This is a genomic window from Streptomyces fungicidicus, assembly GCF_003665435.1.
GTDB lineage: Bacteria > Actinomycetota > Actinomycetes > Streptomycetales > Streptomycetaceae > Streptomyces > Streptomyces fungicidicus.
Genome location: NZ_CP023407.1, coordinates 5,322,726 through 5,345,914 on the forward strand (window position 1 = coordinate 5,322,726; position 23,189 = coordinate 5,345,914).

Below are 23,189 nucleotides of genomic sequence, written 5' to 3' on the forward strand. Positions count from 1 at the left end.
TCCGGGAGCTCCCCAAGCCGCACTGTGTTCTCTGCGACGTACGCGGGCAGTACGCCGTACGCGGACACTGAGCGGCCCGCCAGCGGGGGTATCCCCTCTGGGGGAGCTTCGGAACAGGTGCGACCACGCCACGTGACACCGGATGCCACGGCTCGGGGAAGCGCCGTCACCAGAAATCTCTTCCGCCGCTCAGGCGGACAACCGCCCCGGCACGATCCGCACAGCAAGGACCGATGCCGGACAGCACAACCGGTCGCCGAGCCAGACAGGCCGACGTCCGCTCCAGGGAAGGACCCTTCGTGAGCGACACCACCGATCTGATGGGCGCACGTGTCGAAGAGACCGCTGCCGCGCCCGCCACGGACGCTTCCGCGCCTGCCACCGGTGCCGGCTCCCGGCGGCGCCGCGGTACCGGCCTCGAGGGCATGGTGCTGGCCGAGCTGCAACAGGTCGCGTCCGGCCTCGGCATCAGGGGCACCGCGCGCATGCGCAAGAGCCAGCTGATCGAGGTCATCAAGGAGGCGCAGGCCGCCGGTGGCGCCGCCCCGGCCAAGGCCGAGTCGCCCGCCGCCGAGACCAAGCCCAAGCGCCGTGCCACCTCGCGGACCCGTACGGGTGACTCCGCCGAGAAGAAGGCCGACGCCAAGGACGAGCAGGCCCCCGCCGAGAAGGCCGCGGCCCAGCAGCAGATCGAGATCCCCGGCCAGCCCTCCCCGAAGGCGTCCGGCCAGCCCGAGCAGGGCGAGGAGGCCGCCCCCGCGGAGCGCCGCCGTCGTCGCGCCACCGCCGAGGCCGGTGCCCCGGCCGGCGCCGCGACCGAGACGATCGCCGCCGAGGCCAAGGCCGAGCCCAAGGCCGAGAACCCCGCCCAGCAGCAGTCGCAGCAGCAGGGCGACGCCAAGTCCGACCACGACGGCGGCGAGGGCCGCCGCCGCGACCGCCGTGAGCGCGGCCGCGACCGTGACCGCGGGGACCGTGGCGACCGCGGCGGCGACCGCGGCGACCGTGGTGACCGCGGTGACCGCGGTGACCGCCGGAACAAGGGCGACGACCAGCAGCAGAACCAGGGCGGCGGCCAGGGCCGTCAGCAGAACCAGCAGGGTGGCGGCGGCCGTCAGGACCGTCAGCAGCACGACGACGACGACTTCGAGGGCGGCCGTCGCGGCCGTCGCGGACGCTACCGCGACCGCCGGGGCCGTCGTGGCCGCGACGAGGTGCAGGAGCCGCAGATCAACGAGGACGACGTCCTGATCCCGGTCGCGGGCATCCTGGACATCCTCGACAACTACGCGTTCATCCGCACCTCCGGCTACCTGCCCGGCCCGAACGACGTGTACGTCTCCCTCGCCCAGGTCCGCAAGAACGGCCTGCGCAAGGGCGACCACCTCACCGGCGCGGTGCGCCAGCCCAAGGAGGGCGAGCGCCGCGAGAAGTTCAACGCGCTGGTCCGCCTGGACTCCGTCAACGGCATGGCGCCCGAACACGGCCGCGGCCGCCCGGAGTTCAACAAGCTCACCCCGCTGTACCCGCAGGACCGGCTCCGCCTGGAGACGGACCCCGGCGTCCTCACCACGCGGATCATCGACCTCGTGTCGCCGATCGGCAAGGGCCAGCGCGGTCTGATCGTGGCCCCGCCGAAGACCGGCAAGACCATGATCATGCAGGCGGTCGCCAACGCGATCACGCACAACAACCCCGAGTGCCACCTGATGGTCGTCCTCGTCGACGAGCGTCCGGAAGAGGTCACCGACATGCAGCGGTCGGTGAAGGGCGAGGTCATCTCCTCGACCTTCGACCGCCCGGCCGAGGACCACACCACGGTCGCCGAGCTCGCCATCGAGCGCGCCAAGCGTCTGGTGGAGCTGGGTCACGACGTCGTCGTGCTGCTCGACTCGATCACGCGTCTGGGCCGTGCGTACAACCTCGCCGCCCCGGCTTCCGGCCGCATCCTGTCCGGTGGTGTCGACTCGACCGCCCTGTACCCGCCGAAGCGCTTCTTCGGTGCGGCCCGCAACATCGAGGACGGCGGCTCGCTGACCATCCTCGCCACCGCCCTGGTGGACACCGGGTCCCGCATGGACGAGGTGATCTTCGAGGAGTTCAAGGGCACCGGCAACATGGAGCTCAAGCTCGACCGGAAGCTCGCCGACAAGCGCATCTTCCCCGCGGTGGACGTCGACGCGTCCGGCACCCGCAAGGAGGAGATCCTGCTCGGCAGCGACGAGCTGGCCATCGTCTGGAAGCTGCGCCGGGTGCTGCACGCGCTCGACTCGCAGCAGGCGATCGAACTGCTCCTCGACAAGATGAAGCAGACGAAGTCGAACGCCGAGTTCCTGCTGCAGATCCAGAAGACGACGCCGATGCCGGGCAACGGCGACTGACGTACGCCGTCTCCGCACGTCCGCCGAAAAGGGCCGCTCCCGCGAGGGGGCGGCCCTTTCGCGTGCGCCGAGAACTTCACCACAGCGACGGGCACGGCGGCCGGGGCGTGACCGTACGCCGCACCCGGAGGAAACCCCAGGTCACACCGGTGAGCACGGCCCCCGGGGCGGACGCCTCGGTCCCTCGGCGCGCACCGGTCCGGCACAGGGCGCCGTGCGAGGCTGTGCCGGGTTTCCCGTCCCACCCGACGGCGAGACGATGGGGTCACACGGACCGGACCCGGCCGTGTCTGGCACCGAGTGCAGGGGGTAGACGACCGCGGAAGAGCTGAGGAGCACATGCCTGCCGAGAGCACACCGGGCGGCCGGGGCAAGAGCCGCCGCCGCGCACCGCGCGACACGAGACGCAAAGGGCTGAAGGTCGCCGCCTGGACCGCCGCCGGCATCGTCCTCCTGGGCGGCACCGGCGCCGGATACCTGTACTTCAAGCTCAACGGGAACATCCAGAGCCTCGACATCGACCAGGCCCTCGGCACCGACCGGCCCGAGAAGGCCGACGACGGCTCCGAGAACATCCTGGTCCTCGGCTCCGACACCCGCTCCGGCGGCAACAGGAAGCTGGGCGGCGGCACCGACGACGGAAGCGCCCGCTCCGACACCGCGATGGTCGTGCACGTCCACAAGGGCCACAAGAAGGCCAGTGTGGTCTCCCTGCCGCGCGACACCATCGTCGACCGCCCCGCATGCACCGACACCGGGGGCGGCAGCCACCCCGCCGCGAGCGGCGTGATGTTCAACTCCGCCTACTCCACGGGCGGGGCGGCCTGCACGGTGAAGACCGTCGAGTCGATGACCGACCTGCGCATGGACCACTACCTGGAGGTCGACTTCAGCGGCTTCGAGAAGCTCGTCGACGAACTCGGCGGCGTCGAGGTCACCACGACCGAGGACATCGCGGACCCGGACAGCCACCTCGACCTGAAGGCCGGCACCCACCGGCTCGACGGGGAGCAGTCCCTCGGCCTGGTCCGCACCCGGCACGGCGTCGGCGACGGCTCCGACCTCGGCCGCATCCAGCTCCAGCAGTCCTTCGTCAAGGCGCTGATGCGGCAGGTCCAGGAGGTCGGCGTGCTCAGCAACCCCAAGAAGCTGTACGACCTCGCCGACACCGCCACCAAGGCCGTCACCACCGACTCCGGCCTCGGCTCGGTCAACTCCCTGATGTCCTTCGCCGACGGGCTGAAGGGCATCCGACCCGGCCACATGACCATGGCCACCATGCCGGTCCGGTACGACCCCGCCGACCCCAACCGGGTCCTGCCCGTCGAGGACGAGTCCCGGCTGGTGTGGGACGCCCTCAAGCACGACAGGCCGATCCCGCGGAGCGCCATGGAGAACCCGTCCGCGGGGGAGGCGCGGGGCGTGATCGACGCCGGGTAGCGGCGCGGGACCGCACCCCTGTGCGGCACCGACGTCAGGGCGCGGAAATCACCTCCGGACCGCGGGAACAAACGACGGCGGCCCCCGGTTTTGGGAGAAGGCGCCAGTCCTGGCAGACTGGTACGTCGGCCCCGGTTCACGCTCCCGCACCGAGCGGTGGCGACCCGGAGCCCTCCCGGAACCTAGGAGACACCTTGAAGCGCGACATCCACCCCGAGTACGTCGAGACGCAGGTCAGCTGCACCTGTGGCGCGTCGTTCACCACTCGCAGCACCATCGACAACGGCACCATCCGTGCCGAGGTCTGCTCCGAGTGCCACCCGTTCTACACGGGCAAGCAGAAGATCCTCGACACCGGTGGCCGCGTGGCCCGCTTCGAGGCCCGCTTCGGCAAGGCCGCCGGCTCCAAGAAGTAGCGAGCCTCCAACCGCCGGTCCACGGCCGCGCCCCCGCCCGGGGGCAGGCCGGGACCGGCGTTTTTGGTCGCCCGCCCTTCACCCACGTACCAGCAGGAGCCCAAGATGTTCGAGGCCGTCGAGGAACTCGTCGCCGAGCACGCCGACCTGGAGAAGAAGCTCGCCGACCCGTCGGTCCACTCCGACCAGGCCAACGCGCGCAGGCTGAACAAGCGCTACGCCGAGCTCACCCCGATCGTCGCCACGTACCGCTCCTGGAAGCAGACGGGCGACGACATCGAGACCGCGCGCGAACTGGCCGCCGACGACCCCGACTTCGCCGCCGAGGTCAAGGACCTGGAGAAGCAGCGCGAGGAGCTCACCGAGAAGCTCCGGCTGCTGCTGGTCCCGCGCGACCCCAGCGACGACAAGGACGTCATCCTCGAGATCAAGGCGGGCGCGGGCGGCGACGAGTCCGCCCTGTTCGCCGGCGACCTGCTGCGCATGTACCTGCGGTACGCCGAGCGCGTCGGCTGGAAGACCGAGATCATCGACGCCACCGAGTCCGAGCTGGGCGGCTACAAGGACGTCCAGGTCGCCGTGAAGACCAAGGGCGGCCAGGGTGCCACCGAGCCCGGCCAGGGCGTGTGGGCGCGGCTGAAGTACGAGGGCGGCGTGCACCGCGTGCAGCGCGTGCCGGCCACCGAGTCCCAGGGCCGTATCCACACCTCCGCTGCGGGCGTCCTGGTGACGCCCGAGGCGGAGGAGGTAGACGTCGAGATCAACCCCAACGACCTGCGCATCGACGTCTACCGGTCCTCCGGGCCGGGCGGACAGTCGGTGAACACCACCGACTCCGCCGTGCGCATCACGCACCTGCCGACCGGAGTCGTCGCCTCCTGCCAGAACGAGAAGAGCCAGCTGCAGAACAAGGAGCAGGCACTGCGTATCCTGCGCTCCAGGCTGCTCGCCGCGGCGCAGGAGGAGGCGGAGCGGGAGGCCGCCGACGCCCGTCGCAGCCAGGTCCGAACCGTCGACCGCTCCGAGAAGATCCGCACGTACAACTTCCCGGAGAACCGCATCTCCGACCACCGCGTCGGCTTCAAGGCGTACAACCTGGACCAGGTCCTGGACGGCGACCTCGCCGCGGTGATCCAGGCCTGCGTCGACGCGGACTCAGCCGCCAAGCTCGCCGCCGCGTAAGCCCCGAAGACAGTCCGGAGGACCAGCGTGAACCTGCTGCTCGCCGAGGTGGCCCAGGCCACCCAGCGGCTCGCCGACGCCGGCGTGCCCTCGCCGCGCACCGACGCGGAGGAACTCGCCGCGTTCGTACACGGCGTCAAGCGCGGCGAGTTGCACGCGGTGAAGGACTCCGACTTCGACGCCCGGTACTGGGAGGTCATCGCCCGCCGCGAGGCCCGTGAACCGCTCCAGCACATCACCGGCCACGCGTACTTCCGCTACCTGGAGCTCCAGGTCGGCCCCGGGGTGTTCGTGCCGCGGCCGGAGACCGAGTCGGTGGTCGGGTGGGCGATAGACGCCGTCCGCGCGATGGACGTCGTCGAGCCGTGCATCGTCGACCTGTGCACCGGATCGGGCGCGATCGCGCTCGCCCTGGCCCAGGAGGTGCCGCGCTCCCGCGTGTACGCCGTGGAGCTGTCCGAGGACGCCCTGCGGTGGACCCGCAAGAACATGGAGGGGTCCAGGGTCGAACTGCGCCAGGGGAACGCCCTGACGGCCTTCCCGGACCTCGACGGACAGGTCGACCTGGTGATCACCAACCCGCCGTACATCCCGCTCACCGAGTGGGAGTACGTCGCCCCGGAGGCCCGCGACTACGACCCGCAGCTCGCCCTCTTCTCCGGCGAGGACGGCCTGGAGCTGATCCGCGGCCTGGAGCGCACCGCGCACCGGCTGCTGCGCCCCGGCGGGGTGGTCGTGGTCGAGCACGCCGACACCCAGGGCGGACAGGTGCCGTGGATCTTCGCCGAGGACCGCGGCTGGACCGACGCCGCCGACCACCCCGACCTGAACAACCGCCCCCGGTTCGCCACCGCCCGCAAGGCGCTGCCGTGACCGCCCCGCATACTTCATCCCCCCAGCAGCACCCGTACGAGGAGGCCCGTTAGATGGCTCGGCGATACGACACCAACGACGCCACCGACCGCGCGACCGGTCTGCGCGAAGCCGCGTCCGCCGTCCGCCGGGGCGAGCTCGTGGTGCTGCCGACCGACACCGTGTACGGCATCGGCGCCGATGCCTTCACCCCGGACGCCGTCGGCGACCTGCTGGAGGCCAAGGGCCGCGGCCGCAACATGCCCTCGCCCGTCCTCATCGGCTCGCCGAACACCCTGCACGGCCTGGTCACCGACTTCTCGGAGATGGCCTGGGAGCTGGTCGACGCGTTCTGGCCGGGCGCGCTGACGCTCGTCGCCAGGCACCAGCCGTCGCTGCAGTGGGACCTCGGGGACACCCGGGGCACGGTGGCCGTGCGGATGCCGCTGCACCCGGTCGCCATCGAGCTGCTCACCGAGGTCGGGCCGATGGCCGTCTCGTCCGCCAACCTCACCGGGCACCCGGCGCCGGAGGACTGTGACGCCGCGCAGGAGATGCTCGGCGACTCCGTCTCCGTGTACCTGGACGGCGGTCCGACGCCCGGCAACGTGCCCTCCTCGATCGTCGACGTGACGCGGCCGGTGCCCGTGCTGCTGCGCGAGGGGGCGATCTCGCCCGAGGAGCTGCGCAAGGTCGTACCAGACCTCGAGGTGGCGAATTGACGGCCCCTGGGGCGGGGCGTGGCATACGCATCGGGGAATCCAGCGCGGAGGTGACGACGACCTTCGGCTTTCCGCGCGACACCTTTCGCATCCTCCACGTCAGCACCGGAAACGTCTGCCGCTCGCCGATCACCGAGCGACTGACCAGGCATTTCGTGAGCCAGCGGCTGGGGATCCTGGGGGGTGGGCTGATCGTGGAGAGCGCGGGGACGTGGGGACACGAGGGCGCGCCGATGGAGGCCCACGCGGAGACCGTGCTGGCGGAGTTCGGGGCGGACACGGCGGGGTTCGTGGGGCGGGAGCTGCTGGACGACCATGTGATCCGGGCGGATCTGGTGCTGACGGCTACGCGGGACCACCGGGCGCAGGTCATCTCCATGGGGCACTCGGCGGGGCTGCGGACGTTCACGCTGAAGGAGTTCACCCGGCTGGTGAACGCCATCGACCCGGCGACGCTGCCTTCGCTGGACGAGGGGCTGGTGATGCGGGCGCGGGCGCTGGTGCGGGCTGCCGCGGCGCTGCGGGGGTGGTTGCTGGCGCCGACTGCGGAGGCGGACGAGGTGTACGACCCGTACGGGGCGCCGTTGACGTTCTTCCGGTCGATCGGGGACGAGATACACCAGGCGCTGGATCCTGTGGTCACCGCGCTGACCGGGGTGCCTGCTCGGGCCTAGGCGGGCGGCTGTCGGGGTGGGTTTCAGGGCCTCCGGCGTTGTTCCGCTGTGCCCACCCGTTCCGCCCTGCGGAACGACTGCCCACAGCGAGGTGGGGCGTGTGCCCGCAGCGAGGGGGTGGGTGAGGGGCGGGTTTTGGCTGCTCGGCCTACATTGGGGGACATGACGGTCGGGCATGCTCTTGAGAGTGATGTTCTTCGGCGGCAGGACCCCGAGGTTGCCGAGGTGGTGGCGGGGGAGGGGGAGCGGCAGGCTGGGTCGCTCCAGCTGAACGCCGCCGAGAACTTCATGTCCCCGGCCGTGCTGGCCGTCCTCGGCTCACCGCTGGCCAACAAGTACGCCGAGGGCTACCCCGGCAACCGGCACCACGGCGGCTGCGAGATCGTCGACGTCGCCGAGCGCCTCGCCGTGGAACGGGCCACCGCGCTGTTCGGCGCCGAACACGCCAACGTGCAGCCCCACTCGGGCTCGTCCGCCGTGCTCGCCGCGTACGCCGCCCTGCTGCGCCCCGGCGACACCGTGCTGGCCCTCGGCCTGCCCTACGGCGGCCATCTCACCCACGGCTCGCCCGCCAACTTCTCCGGCCGCTGGTTCGACTTCGTCGGCTACGGCGTCGACGCCGAGTCCGGGCTCATCGACCACGACCAGGTGCGGACGCTGGCCCGCGCCCACCGCCCCAAGGCCATCGTGTGCGGCTCCATCGCCTACCCCCGCCACATCGACCACGCGTTCTTCCGCGAGGTCGCCGACGAGGTGGGCGCGTATCTGATCGCCGACGCCGCACACCCCATCGGACTGGTCGCCGGGGGAGTGGCGCCCAGCCCGGTGCCCTACGCGGACATCGTGTGCGCCACCACGCACAAGGTGCTGCGGGGCCCGCGCGGCGGCATGATCCTGTGCGGCGCCGAGCTGGCCGAACGCGTCGACCGCGCGGTGTTCCCGTTCAGCCAGGGCGGCGCCCAGATGAACAGCGTCGCGGCCAAGGCGGTCGCGTTCGGGGAGGCGGCGACGCCGGCGTTCGCCGCGTACGCGCACCGGGTGGTCGCCAACGCGCGGGTGCTGGCCGCCGCGCTCGCCGCCGAGGGGCTGACCGTCACCACCGGCGGCACGGACACCCATCTGATCACCGCCGACCCGGCGCCGCTCGGCGTCGACGGACGCACGGCGCGCGGCCGGCTCGCGGCGGCGGGGCTGGTCCTGGACTGCTGCGCGCTGCCGCACGGCGACGACCGCGGGCTGCGCCTGGGCACGGCGGCGCTCACCACCCAGGGCATGGGGGCGCCGGAGATGACGTTCGTCGCGGGGCTGCTGGCGAGCGTCCTGCGCGGCGGCACCGGGCCCGGGCGGGCCCGGGAGGACGTACGGGAACTGGCCGCGGCGTTCCCGCCGTACCCGCGCTGAGCGGCCCCGCGGGGGGTGGGCGCACCAAAATCACAGCCGCGCGTGCAACCATCGTCGCTACCCGGAAGTCCCCACCCGTATGCGCGCCTCGCTAGGGTGTGAGGCTGTGATGGCCAGCGAGATCTGTGGGGAAGCCCGTGCGTGAATACCTGCTGACGCTCTGTGTCACGGCCGCGGTGACGTACCTGCTGACCGGGCCGGTGCGGAAATTCGCGATCGTGGCCGGGGCGATGCCGGAGATCCGGGCACGTGACGTGCACCGGGAACCCACTCCGCGGCTCGGCGGTATCGCGATGTTCTTCGGGCTCTGCGCGGGCCTGCTGACCGCCGACCACCTCACCAACCTCAACCAGCTCTTCGAGAAGTCCAACGAGCCGCGGGCACTGCTCTCCGGGGCCGCGCTGATCTGGCTGATCGGTGTGCTGGACGACAAGTTCGAGATCGACGCCCTGATCAAGCTGGGCGGCCAGATGATCGCCGCGGGCGTGATGGTCATGCAGGGTCTGACGATCCTGTGGCTGCCCGTCCCGGGCGTCGGCTCGGTCGCGCTCACCCAGTGGCAGGGCACGCTGCTCACGGTCGCGCTGGTGGTCATCACCATCAACGCGGTCAACTTCGTGGACGGCCTGGACGGTCTCGCGGCCGGCATGGTGTGCATCGCGGCGGCGGCGTTCTTCCTGTACGCCTACCGGATCTGGTACTCGTACGGCATCGAGGCGGCCGCCCCGGCGACGCTGTTCTCGGCGATCCTGATGGGCATGTGCCTGGGCTTCCTGCCGCACAACATGCATCCCGCGCGGATCTTCATGGGCGACTCGGGTTCGATGCTCATCGGCCTGGTGCTGGCCGCGGGTGCGATCTCCGTCACCGGGCAGGTCGACCCGGACGCGCTGAAGCTGTTCGCCGGTTCGGAGAAGGAGGCCGTGCACCAGACGGTGCCGGTCTACATCCCGCTGCTGCTGCCGCTGACCATCATCGCGGTGCCGGCCGCCGACCTGATCCTGGCGATCGTGCGCCGCACCTGGCGGGGCCAGTCGCCGTTCGCGGCGGACCGGGGCCATCTGCACCACCGGCTGCTGGAGATCGGCCACTCGCACAGCCGGGCCGTGCTGATCATGTACTTCTGGTCGGCGCTGATCGGCTTCGGTGCGCTGACGTACTCGGTGAACTCGGCGTCGATGTGGATCGTGCTGAGCGTGGTGATCCTGTCGACGATCGGCCTCATCCTGCTTCTGCTGCCCCGCTTCACGCCGCGCGCCCCGCGCTGGGCGGAGGCCGTCGTGCCGCCCCGGTACCGGCGCCGGAGGGCCGCCGCGGCCGCTTCCGAGGCTTCCGGGGCGACGGCCGCGCACGAGGCGGCGGAGGTGCCGGGGGAGGCCTCCGAGGACCGCACACCGGTCGCCGCGGGCGTCTCCGGCGTCAACGGCGCGACCGCCGTCGGCTCCCGCGCACGCCTGGCCGACCGGTCACGGCAAAGGTAAGAATCCGGCTAGAGCATTGCCAAGTCGTGGGGCCCCTATGGGGCGGTGTTGGGTATATGAACCGCCCCAATATCAGACAAAGTGGCCGCGTTTTCGCTCAGCCGCGCGGAATCACTCTCATGTGTGACTGCGAGCACACCCAGCAGGTAAAGACTGCATCAAATAGTTTGTGATACCGTTCACGAGAACCCCGGACAGAGCCGAAGAACCGCAGTGCGACGGTTCACCGGTGCGAGGAATTCACCCTCGATCCGGGGGTCTACGCTCGTCCATGACGACACCCTGCCCCCTGTGAATTGCGGAGTTGCCGCCATGCCGTCCCCTGACGTCCGGATCCTGGCCCAGGCCGCCGTGCCCACGGCTGCCGCCGGCGCTGTCGCCGCCGTCGTCAGCGCGGTGGTCGCCGGTGGCAAGGGTGCGATCGGGGCGCTCGTCGCGACCGCGGTGGTGATCCTCTTCATGGGGATCGGCCTCTATGTGCTGCAGCGGACCGCGAAGACGCTTCCGCATCTGTTCCAGGCAATGGGATTGATGCTGTACGCGGCGCAGATCCTGCTGCTGTTCATCTTCGTCGCCGTGTTCCGGGACACCACGCTCTTCCACCCCAAGGCCTTCGCCCTCACGCTTGTCGGCACCACGCTCGTGTGGATCGCCGCACAGGCGCGCGCGCACATGAAGTCCAAGATCCTTTACGTCGAACCCGAGTCGACGACGGGCAACAAGCCCGGAAACTCGGGGCACTCGTCGTGAGGGGTAGGCCCGGGATAAAGAGGCTTGGGAACTCCTGCTATCGTCCGGTGCCAACTGCGGCATCGCGGGCGCGGGCATCCGAGCTGACGCCTGCTCCATGGCGAGGCGAGATGCCCCCCAGCCGCCCTCACATCCGTAACACCAGTCCCGTGCCGAACCGCGGCCGCGTGCCGCGCCGACACAACGAGGTTGCCGTACCTATGCGCCACGATGAAGGAGCCCGCGGTGAGTGCTGACCCGACGCAGGTGCTCGCCTTCGAGACCGACTGCCACCTGTTCGACGGTTGTGGCTTCCCGGCTCCGGGCCTGCACTCGTTCCTCTTCGAGCCGCTCTGGGGCAACGCAGACGGCAACGGCCTGTACTTCAACAAGCCGATGCTGCTCGCGCTGCTGGGTTCCATCATCGTGGTGGGCTTCTTCTGGGCCGCGTTCGCCAAGCCGAAGCTCGTCCCGGGCAAGCTCCAGATGATCGCCGAGGCCGGCTACGACTTCGTGCGCACCGGCATCGTGTACCAGACGCTCGGCAAGCGCGAGGGCGAGAAGTACGTCCCGCTGGCCGTCTCCCTGTTCTTCTTCGTCTGGATGATGAACCTCTGGTCGATCATCCCCGTCGCCGCCTTCCCGGTGACCTCGATCATCGCCTACCCGCTGGTCCTGGCGCTGATCGTCTACGTCACCTGGGTCTCGCTGACCTTCAAGCGGCACGGGTTCGTCGGCTTCTTCAAGAACGTCACCGGCTACGACAAGTCGCTCGGCGCGGTCCTTCCGCTGTCGATGACCATCGAGTTCTTCTCGAACCTGCTGGTCCGGCCGTTCACCCACGCCGTGCGACTCTTCGCGAACATGTTCGCGGGCCACACCCTGCTGCTGCTCTTCACGATCGCCAGCTGGTACATGCTCAACGGCATCGGCATCGCCTACTCCGCGGTGTCGTTCGGCATGGTCCTCGTCATGACGCTCTTCGAGCTCTTCATCCAGGCCGTGCAGGCCTACGTCTTCGTCCTGCTGACCTGCACGTACATCCAGGGCGCGCTCGCCGAGCACCACTGAGCGCCCCGGTTCCACCCCCGTAGTCGTCCGGTGGCCAACCCCCACCGGTCCGTAAAGAGAAGGAAGAACTGGCATGTCCAACCTTGCTGCTGTCACCGGTGACCTCGGTTCCGTCGGTTACGGTCTCGCGGCCATCGGCCCGGGCGTCGGCGTTGGCATCATCTTCGGTAACGGCACCCAGGCCCTGGCCCGTCAGCCCGAGGCCGCCGGCCTGATCCGCGCCAACCAGATCCTGGGCTTCGCCTTCTGTGAGGCGCTCGCCCTGATCGGTCTCGTCATGCCGTTCGTCTACTAAGACGAGCACTGACGACCGACCCTTTCGACGAAAGGCACTGATGTGAACTCCGCCCTGGTTTTCCTGGCGGCTGAGGGTGAGAAGGAGAATCCCCTCATCCCGCCGTGGCCGGAAGTTGTCATCGGCCTCATCGCTTTCGTCATCGTCTTCGGTTTCCTCGCCAAGAAGCTCCTCCCGACCATCAACAAGGTCCTGGAAGAGCGTCGCGAGGCCATCGAAGGCGGTATCGAGAAGGCCGAGGCCGCTCAGACCGAGGCCCAGAGCGTCCTTGAGCAGTACAAGGCTCAGCTCGCCGAAGCCCGGCACGAGGCCGCGCGTCTGCGCCAGGAGGCGCAGGAGCAGGGCGCGACGCTCATCGCCGAGATGCGGGCCGAGGGCCAGCGTCAGCGCGAGGAGATCATCGCCGCCGGTCACGCGCAGATCGAGGCCGACCGCAAGGCCGCCGCTTCCGCGCTGCGCCAGGACGTCGGCAAGCTCGCCACCGACCTGGCCGGCAAGCTCGTCGGCGAGTCCCTCGAGGACCACGCCCGGCAGAGCCGCGTGATCGACCGCTTCCTCGACGAGCTCGACCAGAAGGCCGAGGCCGCGCGATGAACGGAGCGAGCCGCGAGGCCCTGGCAGCCGCACGTGAGCGTCTCGACTCGCTGACGGACTCCACGTCCGTGGACGCGGCCGTGCTCGCCGACGAGCTGGCCGCCGTCACCACGCTGCTCGACCGCGAGGTGTCGCTGCGTCGGGTCCTCACCGACCCGGCGCAGGCCGGTGAGGCCAAGGCCGACCTGGCCCGGCGCCTGCTCGGCTCGCAGGTCGGCGGCCCGACCGCGGACGTCGTGTCCGGCATGGTGCGGTCCCGCTGGTCGCAGTCCCGCGACCTGGTGGACGCGCTGGAGCAGCTGGCCGCCGTCGCCGACCTCACCGCCGCTCAGAAGTCCGGCGCGCTCGACGACGTCGAGGACGAGCTGTTCCGGTTCGGCCGGATCGTCTCCTCGAACACGGAGCTGCGCGCCGCGCTGACCAGCCGGAGCGCCACCGCCTCCGCCAAGAGCGAGCTGCTGCGCAGCCTGCTCGGGGGCAGGGCGAACGCGGCGACCGAGCGTCTGGTGACACGTCTCGTGACCGTGCCGCGGGGACGTAGCCTGGAGTCGGGACTCGAGTCCCTGTCCAAGCTCGCCGCCGAGCGCCGTGACCGCATGGTGGCCGTCGTCACCTCCGCGGTGCCGCTGAGCGACCGGCAGAAGCAGCGCCTGGGCGACTCCCTCGCGAAGCTCTACGGCCGCCGGATGCACCTCAACCTCGACGTCGACCCCGAGGTCGTCGGCGGGATCCGGGTGCAGGTCGGTGACGAGGTCATCAACGGCTCCCTCGCGGACCGGCTCGAGGACGCCAGCCGCCGGCTGGCGAGCTGAGCAGCACAATTCTTCATAGGCAGTACGTAATTACGGCCCTGGTTGGGCCGTGCAGAGGATTCACCTCATATCGGGGGGAGTCCCCATACCCCCCAAGTGAAACTTCGGGCCCAACAAGGAGAGCAGGGAACTCAGATGGCGGAGCTCACGATCCGGCCGGAGGAGATCCGGGACGCGCTGGAGAACTTCGTCCAGTCGTACAAGCCGGACGCGGCCTCGCGCGAGGAAGTCGGTACGGTCACCCTTGCCGGCGACGGCATCGCGAAGGTCGAGGGCCTGCCCTCGGCCATGGCGAACGAGCTGCTGAAGTTCGAGGACGGCACCCTCGGCCTCGCCCTCAACCTCGAGGAGCGCGAGATCGGTGCCATCGTCCTCGGTGAGTTCAGCGGTATCGAGGAGGGCCAGCCGGTCACCCGCACCGGCGAGGTCCTGTCCGTCGCCGTCGGCGAGGGCTACCTCGGCCGTGTGGTCGACCCGCTCGGCAACCCGATCGACGGCCTCGGCGAGATCGAGACCGAGGGCCGCCGCGCCCTCGAACTGCAGGCCCCCACGGTCATGCAGCGCAAGTCGGTGCACGAGCCGATGGAGACGGGCTACAAGGCCGTCGACGCCATGACCCCGATCGGCCGTGGTCAGCGCCAGCTGATCATCGGCGACCGCCAGACCGGCAAGACCGCCCTGGCCGTCGACACGATCATCAACCAGCGTGACAACTGGCGCACCGGCGACCCGAAGAAGCAGGTCCGCTGCATCTACGTCGCCATCGGCCAGAAGGGCTCCACCATCGCGTCGGTCCGCCGCGCGCTGGAGGAGAACGGCGCGCTGGAGTACACGACCATCGTCGCCGCCCCGGCGTCCGACCCGGCCGGCTTCAAGTACCTGGCGCCGTACACCGGCTCGGCCATCGGCCAGCAGTGGATGTACGAGGGCAAGCACGTCCTGATCATCTTCGACGACCTGTCGAAGCAGGCCGACGCCTACCGCGCCGTCTCCCTGCTGCTGCGCCGCCCGCCGGGCCGTGAGGCCTACCCGGGTGACGTCTTCTACCTGCACTCCCGTCTGCTGGAGCGCTGCGCCAAGCTCTCCGACGACATGGGCGCCGGCTCGATGACCGGTCTGCCGATCGTCGAGACCAAGGCCAACGACGTGTCGGCGTTCATCCCGACCAACGTCATCTCCATCACCGACGGCCAGTGCTTCCTGGAGTCGGACCTGTTCAACGCCGGTCAGCGCCCCGCGCTGAACGTCGGTATCTCCGTCTCCCGAGTCGGTGGTTCCGCGCAGCACAAGGCGATGCGTCAAGTCTCCGGCCGTCTGCGCGTGGACCTCGCCCAGTTCCGTGAGCTGGAGGCGTTCGCCGCCTTCGGTTCCGACCTGGACGCCGCGTCGAAGGCGCAGCTGGAGCGCGGTCAGCGCATGGTCGAGCTGCTGAAGCAGAACCAGTACGAGCCGATGGCCACCGAGGACCAGGTCGTCTCCGTCTGGGCCGGCACCACGGGCCGCATGGACGACGTGCCGGTCGCCGACATCCGCCGCTTCGAGAAGGAGCTGCTGGAGCACCTGCACCGCAAGGAGCAGGGCCTGATGACCTCCATCAAGGAGGGCGCCAAGATGTCCGACGACACGATCCAGGCGATCGCCGACGCGGTGGCGGAGTTCAAGAAGCAGTTCGAGACGAGCGACGGCAAGCTGCTCGGCGAGGACGCCCCGGCCGCTGCCGCCAAGTGACGTAAGGAAGGGACCTGACTCATGGGAGCCCAGCTCCGGGTCTACAAGCGTCGCATCCGATCCGTCACCGCGACCAAGAAGATCACCAAGGCGATGGAGATGATCGCCGCCTCGCGCGTCGTCAAGGCGCAGCGCAAGGTGGCGGCCTCCACGCCGTACGCGAGGGAACTCACCCGCGCGGTCACGGCGGTCGGTACCGGTTCGAACACCAAGCACCCGCTGACCACGGAGGCGGAGAACCCGACCCGTGCCGCGGTCCTGCTCCTCACGAGCGACCGCGGTCTGGCCGGCGCCTTCAACTCCAACGCCATCAAGGCGGCGGAGCAGCTGACCGAGCGCCTGGAGCGCGAGGGCAAGCAGGTCGACACGTACATCGTCGGCCGGCGCGGTGTCGCCCACTACAACTTCCGTGAGCGCAAGATCGCGGAGATCTTCACGGGCTTCACCGACGAGCCCTCGTACGCGGACGCCAAGAAGGTCGCGGCCCCGCTGATCGAGGCGCTCCAGATGGAGACGGCGGACGGCGGCGTGGACGAACTCCACATCGTCTACACCGAGTTCGTGTCGATGATGACGCAGACGGCGGTCGACTCCCGGATGCTTCCGCTGCGCCTCGAAGAGGTCGCGGAGGAGACGTCCACCAAGGGCGAGATCCTGCCGCTGTTCGACTTCGAGCCCTCGGCGGAGGACGTCCTCGACGCCCTGCTGCCGCGGTACGTCGAGAGCCGGATCTACAACGCGCTGCTCCAGTCGGCCGCTTCGAAGCACGCCGCCACGCGGCGCGCGATGAAGTCGGCCACCGACAACGCGGGCGAGCTGATCAATACGCTCTCCCGTCTTGCCAACGCGGCCCGCCAGGCCGAAATCACCCAGGAAATCAGCGAGATCGTCGGTGGCGCCAGTGCCCTGGCCGACGCGAACGCGGGGAGTGACAACTAATGACCACCACTGTTGAGACCGCGACGGCCACGGGCCGCGTCGCCCGGGTCATCGGCCCGGTCGTCGACGTGGAGTTCCCCGTCGACGCGATGCCGGAGATCTACAACGCGCTGCACGTCGAGGTCGCCGACCCGGCCAAGGAGGGTGAGCTCAAGACGCTGACCCTCGAGGTCGCCCAGCACCTGGGTGACGGCCTGGTCCGCACCATCTCCATGCAGCCCACCGACGGTCTGGTCCGCCAGGCCCCGGTGACCGACACCGGCTCCTCGATCTCCGTGCCGGTCGGCGACTTCACCACCGGCAAGGTGTTCAACACCCTCGGCGAGGTGCTGAACGTCGACGAGCAGTACACCGGCGAGCGCTGGCCGATCCACCGCAAGGCGCCGAACTTCGACGAGCTCGAGTCGAAGACCGAGATGTTCGAGACCGGCGTCAAGGTCATCGACCTTCTCACCCCGTACGTCAAGGGTGGAAAGATCGGTCTGTTCGGTGGTGCCGGCGTCGGCAAGACGGTGCTCATCCAGGAGATGATCTACCGCGTCGCCAACAACCACGACGGTGTGTCGGTGTTCGCCGGTGTCGGTGAGCGCACCCGTGAGGGCAACGACCTCATCGACGAGATGAGCGAGTCGGGCGTCATCGACAAGACCGCCCTGGTCTTCGGCCAGATGGACGAGCCCCCGGGCACCCGTCTGCGCGTGGCCCTCGCCGGTCTGACCATGGCGGAGTACTTCCGCGATGTGCAGAAGCAGGACGTGCTGTTCTTCATCGACAACATCTTCCGCTTCACCCAGGCCGGTTCCGAGGTGTCGACCCTGCTCGGCCGTATGCCCTCCGCGGTGGGCTACCAGCCGAACCTGGCCGACGAGATGGGTCTCCTCCAGGAGCGCATCACCTCGACCCGTGGTCACTCGATCACCTCGATGCAGGCGATCTACGTCCCCGCGGACGACCTGACCGACCCGGCCCCGGCCACCACCTTCGCCCACCTCGACGCGACGACGGTGCTTTCCCGTCCGATCTCGGAGAAGGGCATCTACCCGGCCGTGGACCCGCTGGACTCGACGTCCCGCATCCTCGACCCGCGGTACATCGCGGCGGACCACTACAACGCCGCGATGCGCGTGAAGAACATCCTGCAGAAGTACAAGGACCTGCAGGACATCATCGCGATCCTCGGTATCGACGAGCTCGGCGAGGAGGACAAGCTCGTCGTCCACCGTGCCCGTCGCGTGGAGCGCTTCCTGTCCCAGAACACCCACGTCGCCAAGCAGTTCACCGGCGTCGACGGGTCGGACGTCCCGCTGGACGAGTCGATCGCGGCCTTCAACGCGATCTGCGACGGCGAGTACGACCACTTCCCGGAGCAGGCGTTCTTCATGTGCGGTGGCATCGAGGACCTGAAGAACAACGCCAAGGAGCTGGGCGTCTCCTGAGCATCGAGCTCACCGTGAACCCCTGAGGGTTCACACCCGAGGGGGCGGGTACGTCCCGCCCCCTCATCCACGCCCCTTAGACTTGTAACCAACACCCGGCACAACCGCCGGGTGGTGACCCGAGGAGCCACCTTGGCTGCTGAGCTGCACGTCGCGCTGGTCGCGGCCGACCGAGAGGTCTGGTCCGGCGAGGCCACCCTGGTCGTCGCGCGCACCACGTCCGGCGACATCGGCGTCATGCCCGGTCACCAGCCGCTGCTCGGTGTGCTGGAGTCGGGCCCGGTGACCATTCGTACGCGTGAGGGCGGGACGGTCGTCGCCGCGGTGCACGGCGGTTTCATCTCGTTCGCGGACGACAAGCTGTCGCTGCTGGCCGAGATCGCCGAGCTGTCGGACGAGATCGACGTCCAGAGCGCGGAGCAGGAACTCGCCCGAGCGAAGGCGGAGGACGACGCTGAGGCCCAGCGTCGTGCGGACGTCCGTCTGCGGGCGGCGTCGGCGGGGCGCTGATACCAGCCCCGTGAGTTGACGTCACTCAGCCGCGGCCGGCACCGGAGCGATCCGGAGCCGACCGCGGCTGAGGCAGATCTGGATGATTTTTCCGTTCCGTTACCTAGGAGACGAGGAGGTCGGTGTCGATGGTCCTCGCTCTGACTGTGTGCGGAATCGTGGTGGCGCTCGTGGTGGTGGGGCTCTTCGTCTTCGGCCTGCGCCGCCGGCTCATCCAGCGTTCCGGCGGGACCTTCGACTGCAGCCTGCGTTGGGACGCCCCCGAGGCCGCCGGTGACTCCGGCGGCAAGGGCTGGGCGTACGGGGTGGCACGTTACAACGGCGACCGGGTCGAGTGGTTCCGGGTGTTCTCCTACGCCCTCCGCCCGCGCCGCGTCCTGGAGCGCTCCGCGATCGAGGTGGCCGGCCGCCGCGTCCCCGAGGGCGAGGAGGAGCTGGCGCTCCTGTCGGACGCGGTCATCCTCGCCTGTCTGCACCGGGGTACGCGTCTGGAGCTCGCGATGAGCGAGGACGCGCTGACCGGTTTCCTCGCCTGGCTGGAAGCGGCCCCGCCCGGACAGCGGGTGAACGTCGCGTAGAGCGACGTTCAGGGCCCCGCTGGATGGGGGTCCCCCCGGCAGCGGAGCTGTTGGGGGAGGGTCAACGTGGCCTGAGGGCCCGCCGAGCACAGGGAACCGCCCCCGGACGTCGGCGTCCGGGGGCGGTTCTCGTCGTATGACGGGGGCGTGGGGTTACTTCAGTCCGCCGTCGATGGCGCCCACCAGCTCACCGTTCGCGGTGTCGCCGCTGAACTCCCAGAAGAAGGCGCCGCCCAGGCCCTGGCTCTTGGCCCAGGCCATCTTGGTGTTGATGGTCGCCGGGGTGTCGTAGGACCACCAGTTGTTGCCGCAGTGGGCGTACGCCGTGCCCGCGACGGTGCCGGTGGCCGGGCAGGAGTTCTTGAGGACCTTGTAGTCCTCGATGCCCGCCTCGTAGGTGCCGGTCGCCGGGCCGGTGGCGGTGCCGCCGGGAGCGGCCTGGCTGACGCCGGTCCAGCCGCGGCCGTAGAAGCCGATGCCGAGCAGCAGCTTGCTCGCCGGGACGCCCTTCGCGCGCAGCTTGGAGATCGCGGCCGCCGAGTTGAAGCCCTCCTTCGGGATGCCGTTGTACGAGTTCAGCGGCGAGTGGGGGGCGGTCGGACCGGCCTTGTCCCAGGCGCCGAAGTAGTCGTACGTCATCACGTTGTACCAGTCGAGGTACTGCGCGGCGCCGCCGTAGTCGGCCGCGTCAATCTTGCCGCCCGCGGAGCCGTCCGCGGTGATGGCGGCGGTGATCAGGTAGTCGTTGCCGAACTCGGCGCGCAGCGCCTGGGAGAGGTTCTTGAAGGCCGCCGGGCCGCTGGTGTCACAGGTCAGACCACAGGCGTTCGGGTACTCCCAGTCGATGTCGATGCCGTCGAAGACATCGGCCCAGCGCGGGTCCTCCACCACCTGCTTGCAGGACTTGGCGAACGCGGCGGGGTTCTGCGCGGCCTGGCCGAAGCCGCCGGAGTAGGTCCAGCCGCCGAAGGAGTACAGCACCTTGATGTGCGGGTACTTGGCCTTCAGCTGGCGCAGCTGGTTGAAGTTGCCGCGCAGCGGCTGGTCCCAGGTGTCGGCGGTGCCGCTGACGGACTGGTCGGCGGTGTAGGCCTTGTCGGTGGCGGCGTAGGAGTCGTCGAGCTTGCACTGGCCGTTGACGACGTTGCCGAACGCGTAGTTGATGTGCGTGATCTTGGCGGCGGAGCCGGACGTCACCAGGTTCTTGACGTGGTAGTTGCGGCCGTAGACGCCCCACTCGGTGAAGTAGCCGAGCTTGACCTTGTCGCCGGTGGGCGGCGGCTCCTCGGTGTTGCCGGTGGTGCGGACCTTCACCGCGCCGCTGGCCGGGCCGGTCTGGTCGGCGGTGTCCCGGGCCTGCACGGCGTACGAGTAGTCGGTGCCCTTGGCGAGACCGCTGTCGGTGTACGTGGTGCCGGTGACGGTGGCGACCTTCGCGCCGTCGCGCAGGACGTCGTAGTTCTTGATGCCCTTGTCGTCGGTCGCCGCCGTCCAGGACAGCTTCACCGAGGTGTCGGTGATGCCCGAGGCGGTGGGGGTGCCGGGCGCGGACGGGGCGTTGTCGCCCGGGACGGAAGTGCCGTCGCAGCCGCCGCCGTTGAGCTTGCAGCCCGAGGGGGAGCCGGTGCCGCTGCCGTTGAAGCCGAAGCTGACGGACGCCCCGGGGGCGAGGGTGCCGTTCCAGCCGACGTTCTTGGCGGTCCAGTGGTCACCGGAGCTGGTGACCGTGGCGTCCCAGGCGGAGGTGACCTTGGTGCCGGAGGGGAAGTCCCACTCGACGGTCCAGGAGTTGATGGTCGTGGTGCCGGTGTTCTTCACCGTCCACTTGCCCTCGAAGCCCGAGCCCCAGTCCTGGGTCTTGGCGTAGGTGGCGGTCGCCGAGGTCGCGGCCTGGGCGGGGCTCGCGAGGCCGACCAGGCCGGCGAAGGGGAGCAGCAGGGTCGCGAACCCTGCCGCGGCTCTGTGTCTGAAGCGCATGCTGCGCCTCCTTTTGGGGATGTCGGGGACGTGACTGAGCCATCACGCCCGCAGTGCCGCGAGAATAGAAAGGTCTGGACCACGGGTCAATAGGTCTGGACCACCGTCCCCGGAACTGGCCCCGTTCCGCTCAGATCCCCAATTCCTGTGCGAGCACCGCGGCTTGCACCCTGCTGCGCAGTTCCAGCTTGCCCAGCAACCGGCTGACGTGCGTCTTCACCGTGGCCTCGGCCATGTCGAGGCGGTCCGCGATGCCGGCGTTGGACAGCCCCTCGCCGAGACAGGACAGCACCTCCCGTTCGCGCCGGGTGAGGGAGTCCAGCACCGCCGGATCCGCCGTCACCGGCCGGGCGGGCTTCGCGGCGAACTCGGCGATCAGCCGCCGGGTGACGGCCGGTGCGACGATGCCCTCGCCGGCCGCCACCGTGCGCACCGCGGTGATGAGGTCCTTCGCCTCGGTGTTCTTCAGCAGGAACCCCGCGGCGCCGGCCCGCAGCGCCCCGAACACGTACTCGTCGAGGTCGAAGGTGGTCAGCACGAGCACATCGGCGAGGCCCTCCCCGACCACCTGCCGGGTCGCCGACACCCCGTCCAGGCGCGGCATCTGCACGTCCATCAGCACCACGTCGGGGCGCAGTTCGCGGGCGAGCGCCACCGCCCGCTCGCCGTCGCCCGCCTCGCCGACCACCTCGATGTCGGGCGCGCTGCGCAGGATGAGCACCAGTCCGGCGCGGACTGCGGACTGGTCCTCGGCGACCAGGACGCGGATCATTCCGTCTCTCCTCGGGGGATGTCGGTGGCGGGCAGGGTGGCGCGTACCACCCACAGCCCGCCGTCCGGGCCGCTCTGCGGCCCGGCGTCGAAGGTGCCGTCCAGCAGGGCCGTCCGCTCCCGCATGCCGACGAGACCCGCCCCGGAACCCGGCGCGCGGGGGGTGTCCCGGCCGCCGTACGGGCTGCTCACCCGGATGTCGAGGGCGTCGGCGTGCCGGCGCAGCCGCACGGTGACGGTCCCCGGCGCGGCGTGCTTCAGCGCGTTCGTCAGCGACTCCTGCACGATCCTGTACGCGGCGAGCTCGACGGGTGCGGGGACCGTGTCGTACCGGGCGTCCAGGGTGACGTCGAGGCCGTTGGCGCGGGCGCCCTCCACCAGGGCGCCTAGGCTGTCGAGGGTGGGCGTCGCGGAGGGTTCCCGGTCGTCGGAACCGTCCCGCAGGATGCCGATGAGCCGCCGCATCTCGGACAGCCCCTGCACGCTGTTCTCCCGGATCACCCCGAGCGCCTCACGGGAGGTCCGCTCGTCCTCCAGGGAGAGTGCGGCCGTGGAGTGGATGGCGATGGCGGACAGGTGGTTGGCGACCATGTCGTGCAACTCCCGTGCCATCCGGGCGCGTTCCGCGGTCACCGCCTGGGCGCGGTCCATCTCCGCGAGCAGCGCGGTCTGTTCGGCCCGCAGCCGGGCCGACTCGGCGGCGTCGCGGTGGTTGCGCACGATGAGGCCGGTCGAGGCGGGGGTGAACGTCACGGCGCCGATGACGAGACCGATCAGCAGTGCCTCCGGCACCCGCCACACGGCGTACGGCACCAGCGTCGCCGCGATGGTCAGCAGTCCGGTGATCCACGGCAGCCGGCGGGCGGTGGCGGGCGTGCCGTACAGGACGGCGGCGTACACCAGGTCGGTGTACATCACGATCGTGGCGATGCTGCCCTGCGTCACGACGTCCGCCGCCAGCGCCAGCGTGCCGGTCAGCAGGGCGGTGCGCGGGGCGGTGCGGCGCAGCAGTTCGCAGCCGGCGATCACCGCGAGCGGCACCAGGAGCGGCCCGCGGCCGTCGAGGAGGACCAGCGGGTCGTCGGCCTTCCGCACGCCGAGCCCGAACGCCCACAGCAGCAGCCCGCCGGCGAGTCCGGCGAGCGCGACCCCCACGTCGAAGCGGGGCGGGCGGGTCAGTCGTACGGCCATGGCACCATC

22 protein-coding genes are annotated in these 23,189 nt (G+C 70.0%); 19 read left to right on the plus strand and 3 right to left on the minus strand.

The features are described from left to right. Positions 1–299: 299 nt before the first annotated feature. From rho to CNQ36_RS24575, 19 genes are all read left to right on the plus strand, one after another. The gene (gene rho, locus CNQ36_RS24485) at positions 300–2,381 is read left to right on the plus strand and encodes a transcription termination factor Rho (RefSeq protein WP_121547545.1); all 2,082 of its coding nucleotides are present in this window, start codon (positions 300–302) and stop codon (positions 2,379–2,381) included. Positions 2,382–2,720: 339 nt separating this feature from the next. After that, positions 2,721–3,821, plus strand: a complete 1,101-nt coding sequence (locus tag CNQ36_RS24490; RefSeq protein ID WP_121547546.1) for an LCP family protein — start codon at positions 2,721–2,723, stop codon at positions 3,819–3,821. 194 nt (positions 3,822–4,015) lie between these two features. Further along, the gene (rpmE, locus tag CNQ36_RS24495; protein WP_004925529.1) at positions 4,016–4,237 is read left to right on the plus strand and encodes a 50S ribosomal protein L31; all 222 of its coding nucleotides are present in this window, start codon (positions 4,016–4,018) and stop codon (positions 4,235–4,237) included. Between the two features lie 105 nt (positions 4,238–4,342). Next, entirely contained in the window at positions 4,343–5,419 is a 1,077-nt protein-coding gene (prfA, locus tag CNQ36_RS24500) for a peptide chain release factor 1 (RefSeq protein ID WP_004925526.1), read from the plus strand. A gap of 27 nt (positions 5,420–5,446) precedes the next feature. Next, positions 5,447–6,292 carry a peptide chain release factor N(5)-glutamine methyltransferase gene (gene prmC / locus CNQ36_RS24505; protein WP_121547547.1) on the plus strand — a complete coding sequence of 282 codons (846 nt, stop codon included), beginning with the start codon at positions 5,447–5,449 and terminating at the stop codon, positions 6,290–6,292. A gap of 53 nt (positions 6,293–6,345) precedes the next feature. Then, complete coding sequence (locus CNQ36_RS24510; protein WP_004925513.1) at positions 6,346–6,993, plus strand: L-threonylcarbamoyladenylate synthase; 648 nt, start codon at positions 6,346–6,348, stop codon at positions 6,991–6,993. Continuing rightward, complete coding sequence (locus CNQ36_RS24515; protein ID WP_004925510.1) at positions 6,990–7,667, plus strand: arsenate reductase/protein-tyrosine-phosphatase family protein; 678 nt, start codon at positions 6,990–6,992, stop codon at positions 7,665–7,667. The genes CNQ36_RS24510 and CNQ36_RS24515 overlap by 4 nt, the downstream gene beginning before the upstream one ends. A gap of 162 nt (positions 7,668–7,829) precedes the next feature. Then, complete coding sequence (locus CNQ36_RS24520) at positions 7,830–9,068, plus strand: serine hydroxymethyltransferase (protein ID WP_121547548.1); 1,239 nt, start codon at positions 7,830–7,832, stop codon at positions 9,066–9,068. 137 nt (positions 9,069–9,205) lie between these two features. Further along, positions 9,206–10,549 (plus strand): MraY family glycosyltransferase, encoded by a 1,344-nt coding sequence (locus tag CNQ36_RS24525; RefSeq protein ID WP_121547549.1) that lies wholly within the window; start codon positions 9,206–9,208, stop codon positions 10,547–10,549. A gap of 312 nt (positions 10,550–10,861) precedes the next feature. Then, on the plus strand, positions 10,862–11,299 hold the full coding sequence (locus CNQ36_RS24530; protein WP_121547550.1) for a Cg1360 family ATP-synthase-associated protein: 438 nt from the start codon (positions 10,862–10,864) through the stop codon (positions 11,297–11,299). A gap of 210 nt (positions 11,300–11,509) precedes the next feature. Then, positions 11,510–12,349, plus strand: coding sequence for a F0F1 ATP synthase subunit A (gene atpB / locus CNQ36_RS24535; protein ID WP_004925499.1), 840 nt, complete (start codon positions 11,510–11,512; stop codon positions 12,347–12,349). 73 nt (positions 12,350–12,422) lie between these two features. Further along, on the plus strand, positions 12,423–12,644 hold the full coding sequence (gene atpE / locus CNQ36_RS24540) for an ATP synthase F0 subunit C (protein WP_004925497.1): 222 nt from the start codon (positions 12,423–12,425) through the stop codon (positions 12,642–12,644). A gap of 42 nt (positions 12,645–12,686) precedes the next feature. Then, positions 12,687–13,238: a F0F1 ATP synthase subunit B gene (locus CNQ36_RS24545; RefSeq protein ID WP_004925494.1), complete on the plus strand. Its 552-nt coding sequence runs from the start codon at positions 12,687–12,689 to the stop codon at positions 13,236–13,238. Further along, entirely contained in the window at positions 13,235–14,050 is an 816-nt protein-coding gene (locus CNQ36_RS24550) for a F0F1 ATP synthase subunit delta (protein WP_004925492.1), read from the plus strand. The genes CNQ36_RS24545 and CNQ36_RS24550 overlap by 4 nt, the downstream gene beginning before the upstream one ends. A gap of 135 nt (positions 14,051–14,185) precedes the next feature. Further along, positions 14,186–15,778: a F0F1 ATP synthase subunit alpha gene (gene atpA / locus CNQ36_RS24555; protein ID WP_121547551.1), complete on the plus strand. Its 1,593-nt coding sequence runs from the start codon at positions 14,186–14,188 to the stop codon at positions 15,776–15,778. A 21-nt stretch (positions 15,779–15,799) separates the two neighbouring features. Further along, positions 15,800–16,717, plus strand: coding sequence for a F0F1 ATP synthase subunit gamma (locus CNQ36_RS24560; protein WP_121547552.1), 918 nt, complete (start codon positions 15,800–15,802; stop codon positions 16,715–16,717). Then, positions 16,717–18,153: a F0F1 ATP synthase subunit beta gene (gene atpD / locus CNQ36_RS24565; RefSeq protein ID WP_004925486.1), complete on the plus strand. Its 1,437-nt coding sequence runs from the start codon at positions 16,717–16,719 to the stop codon at positions 18,151–18,153. Before CNQ36_RS24560 ends, atpD begins: the two co-directional genes overlap by 1 nt. Positions 18,154–18,285: 132 nt before the next feature. Then, complete coding sequence (locus CNQ36_RS24570) at positions 18,286–18,663, plus strand: F0F1 ATP synthase subunit epsilon (protein ID WP_004925483.1); 378 nt, start codon at positions 18,286–18,288, stop codon at positions 18,661–18,663. Between the two features lie 128 nt (positions 18,664–18,791). Further along, on the plus strand, positions 18,792–19,241 hold the full coding sequence (locus CNQ36_RS24575) for a DUF2550 domain-containing protein (RefSeq protein ID WP_040906116.1): 450 nt from the start codon (positions 18,792–18,794) through the stop codon (positions 19,239–19,241). A gap of 153 nt (positions 19,242–19,394) precedes the next feature. Here the strand turns inward: CNQ36_RS24575 and CNQ36_RS24580 are convergent, their stop codons facing one another. The 3 genes from CNQ36_RS24580 to CNQ36_RS24590 all read right to left on the minus strand — a co-directional run bounded on the left by CNQ36_RS24580 (position 19,395) and on the right by CNQ36_RS24590 (position 23,180). After that, the gene (locus tag CNQ36_RS24580) at positions 19,395–21,218 is read right to left on the minus strand and encodes a glycoside hydrolase family 18 chitinase (RefSeq protein WP_004925477.1); all 1,824 of its coding nucleotides are present in this window, start codon (positions 21,216–21,218) and stop codon (positions 19,395–19,397) included. 130 nt (positions 21,219–21,348) lie between these two features. After that, complete coding sequence (locus CNQ36_RS24585; RefSeq protein ID WP_004925473.1) at positions 21,349–21,990, minus strand: response regulator; 642 nt, start codon at positions 21,988–21,990, stop codon at positions 21,349–21,351. Then, on the minus strand, positions 21,987–23,180 hold the full coding sequence (locus CNQ36_RS24590) for a sensor histidine kinase (protein WP_121547553.1): 1,194 nt from the start codon (positions 23,178–23,180) through the stop codon (positions 21,987–21,989). The genes CNQ36_RS24585 and CNQ36_RS24590 overlap by 4 nt, the downstream gene beginning before the upstream one ends. Positions 23,181–23,189 lie beyond the last annotated feature (9 nt).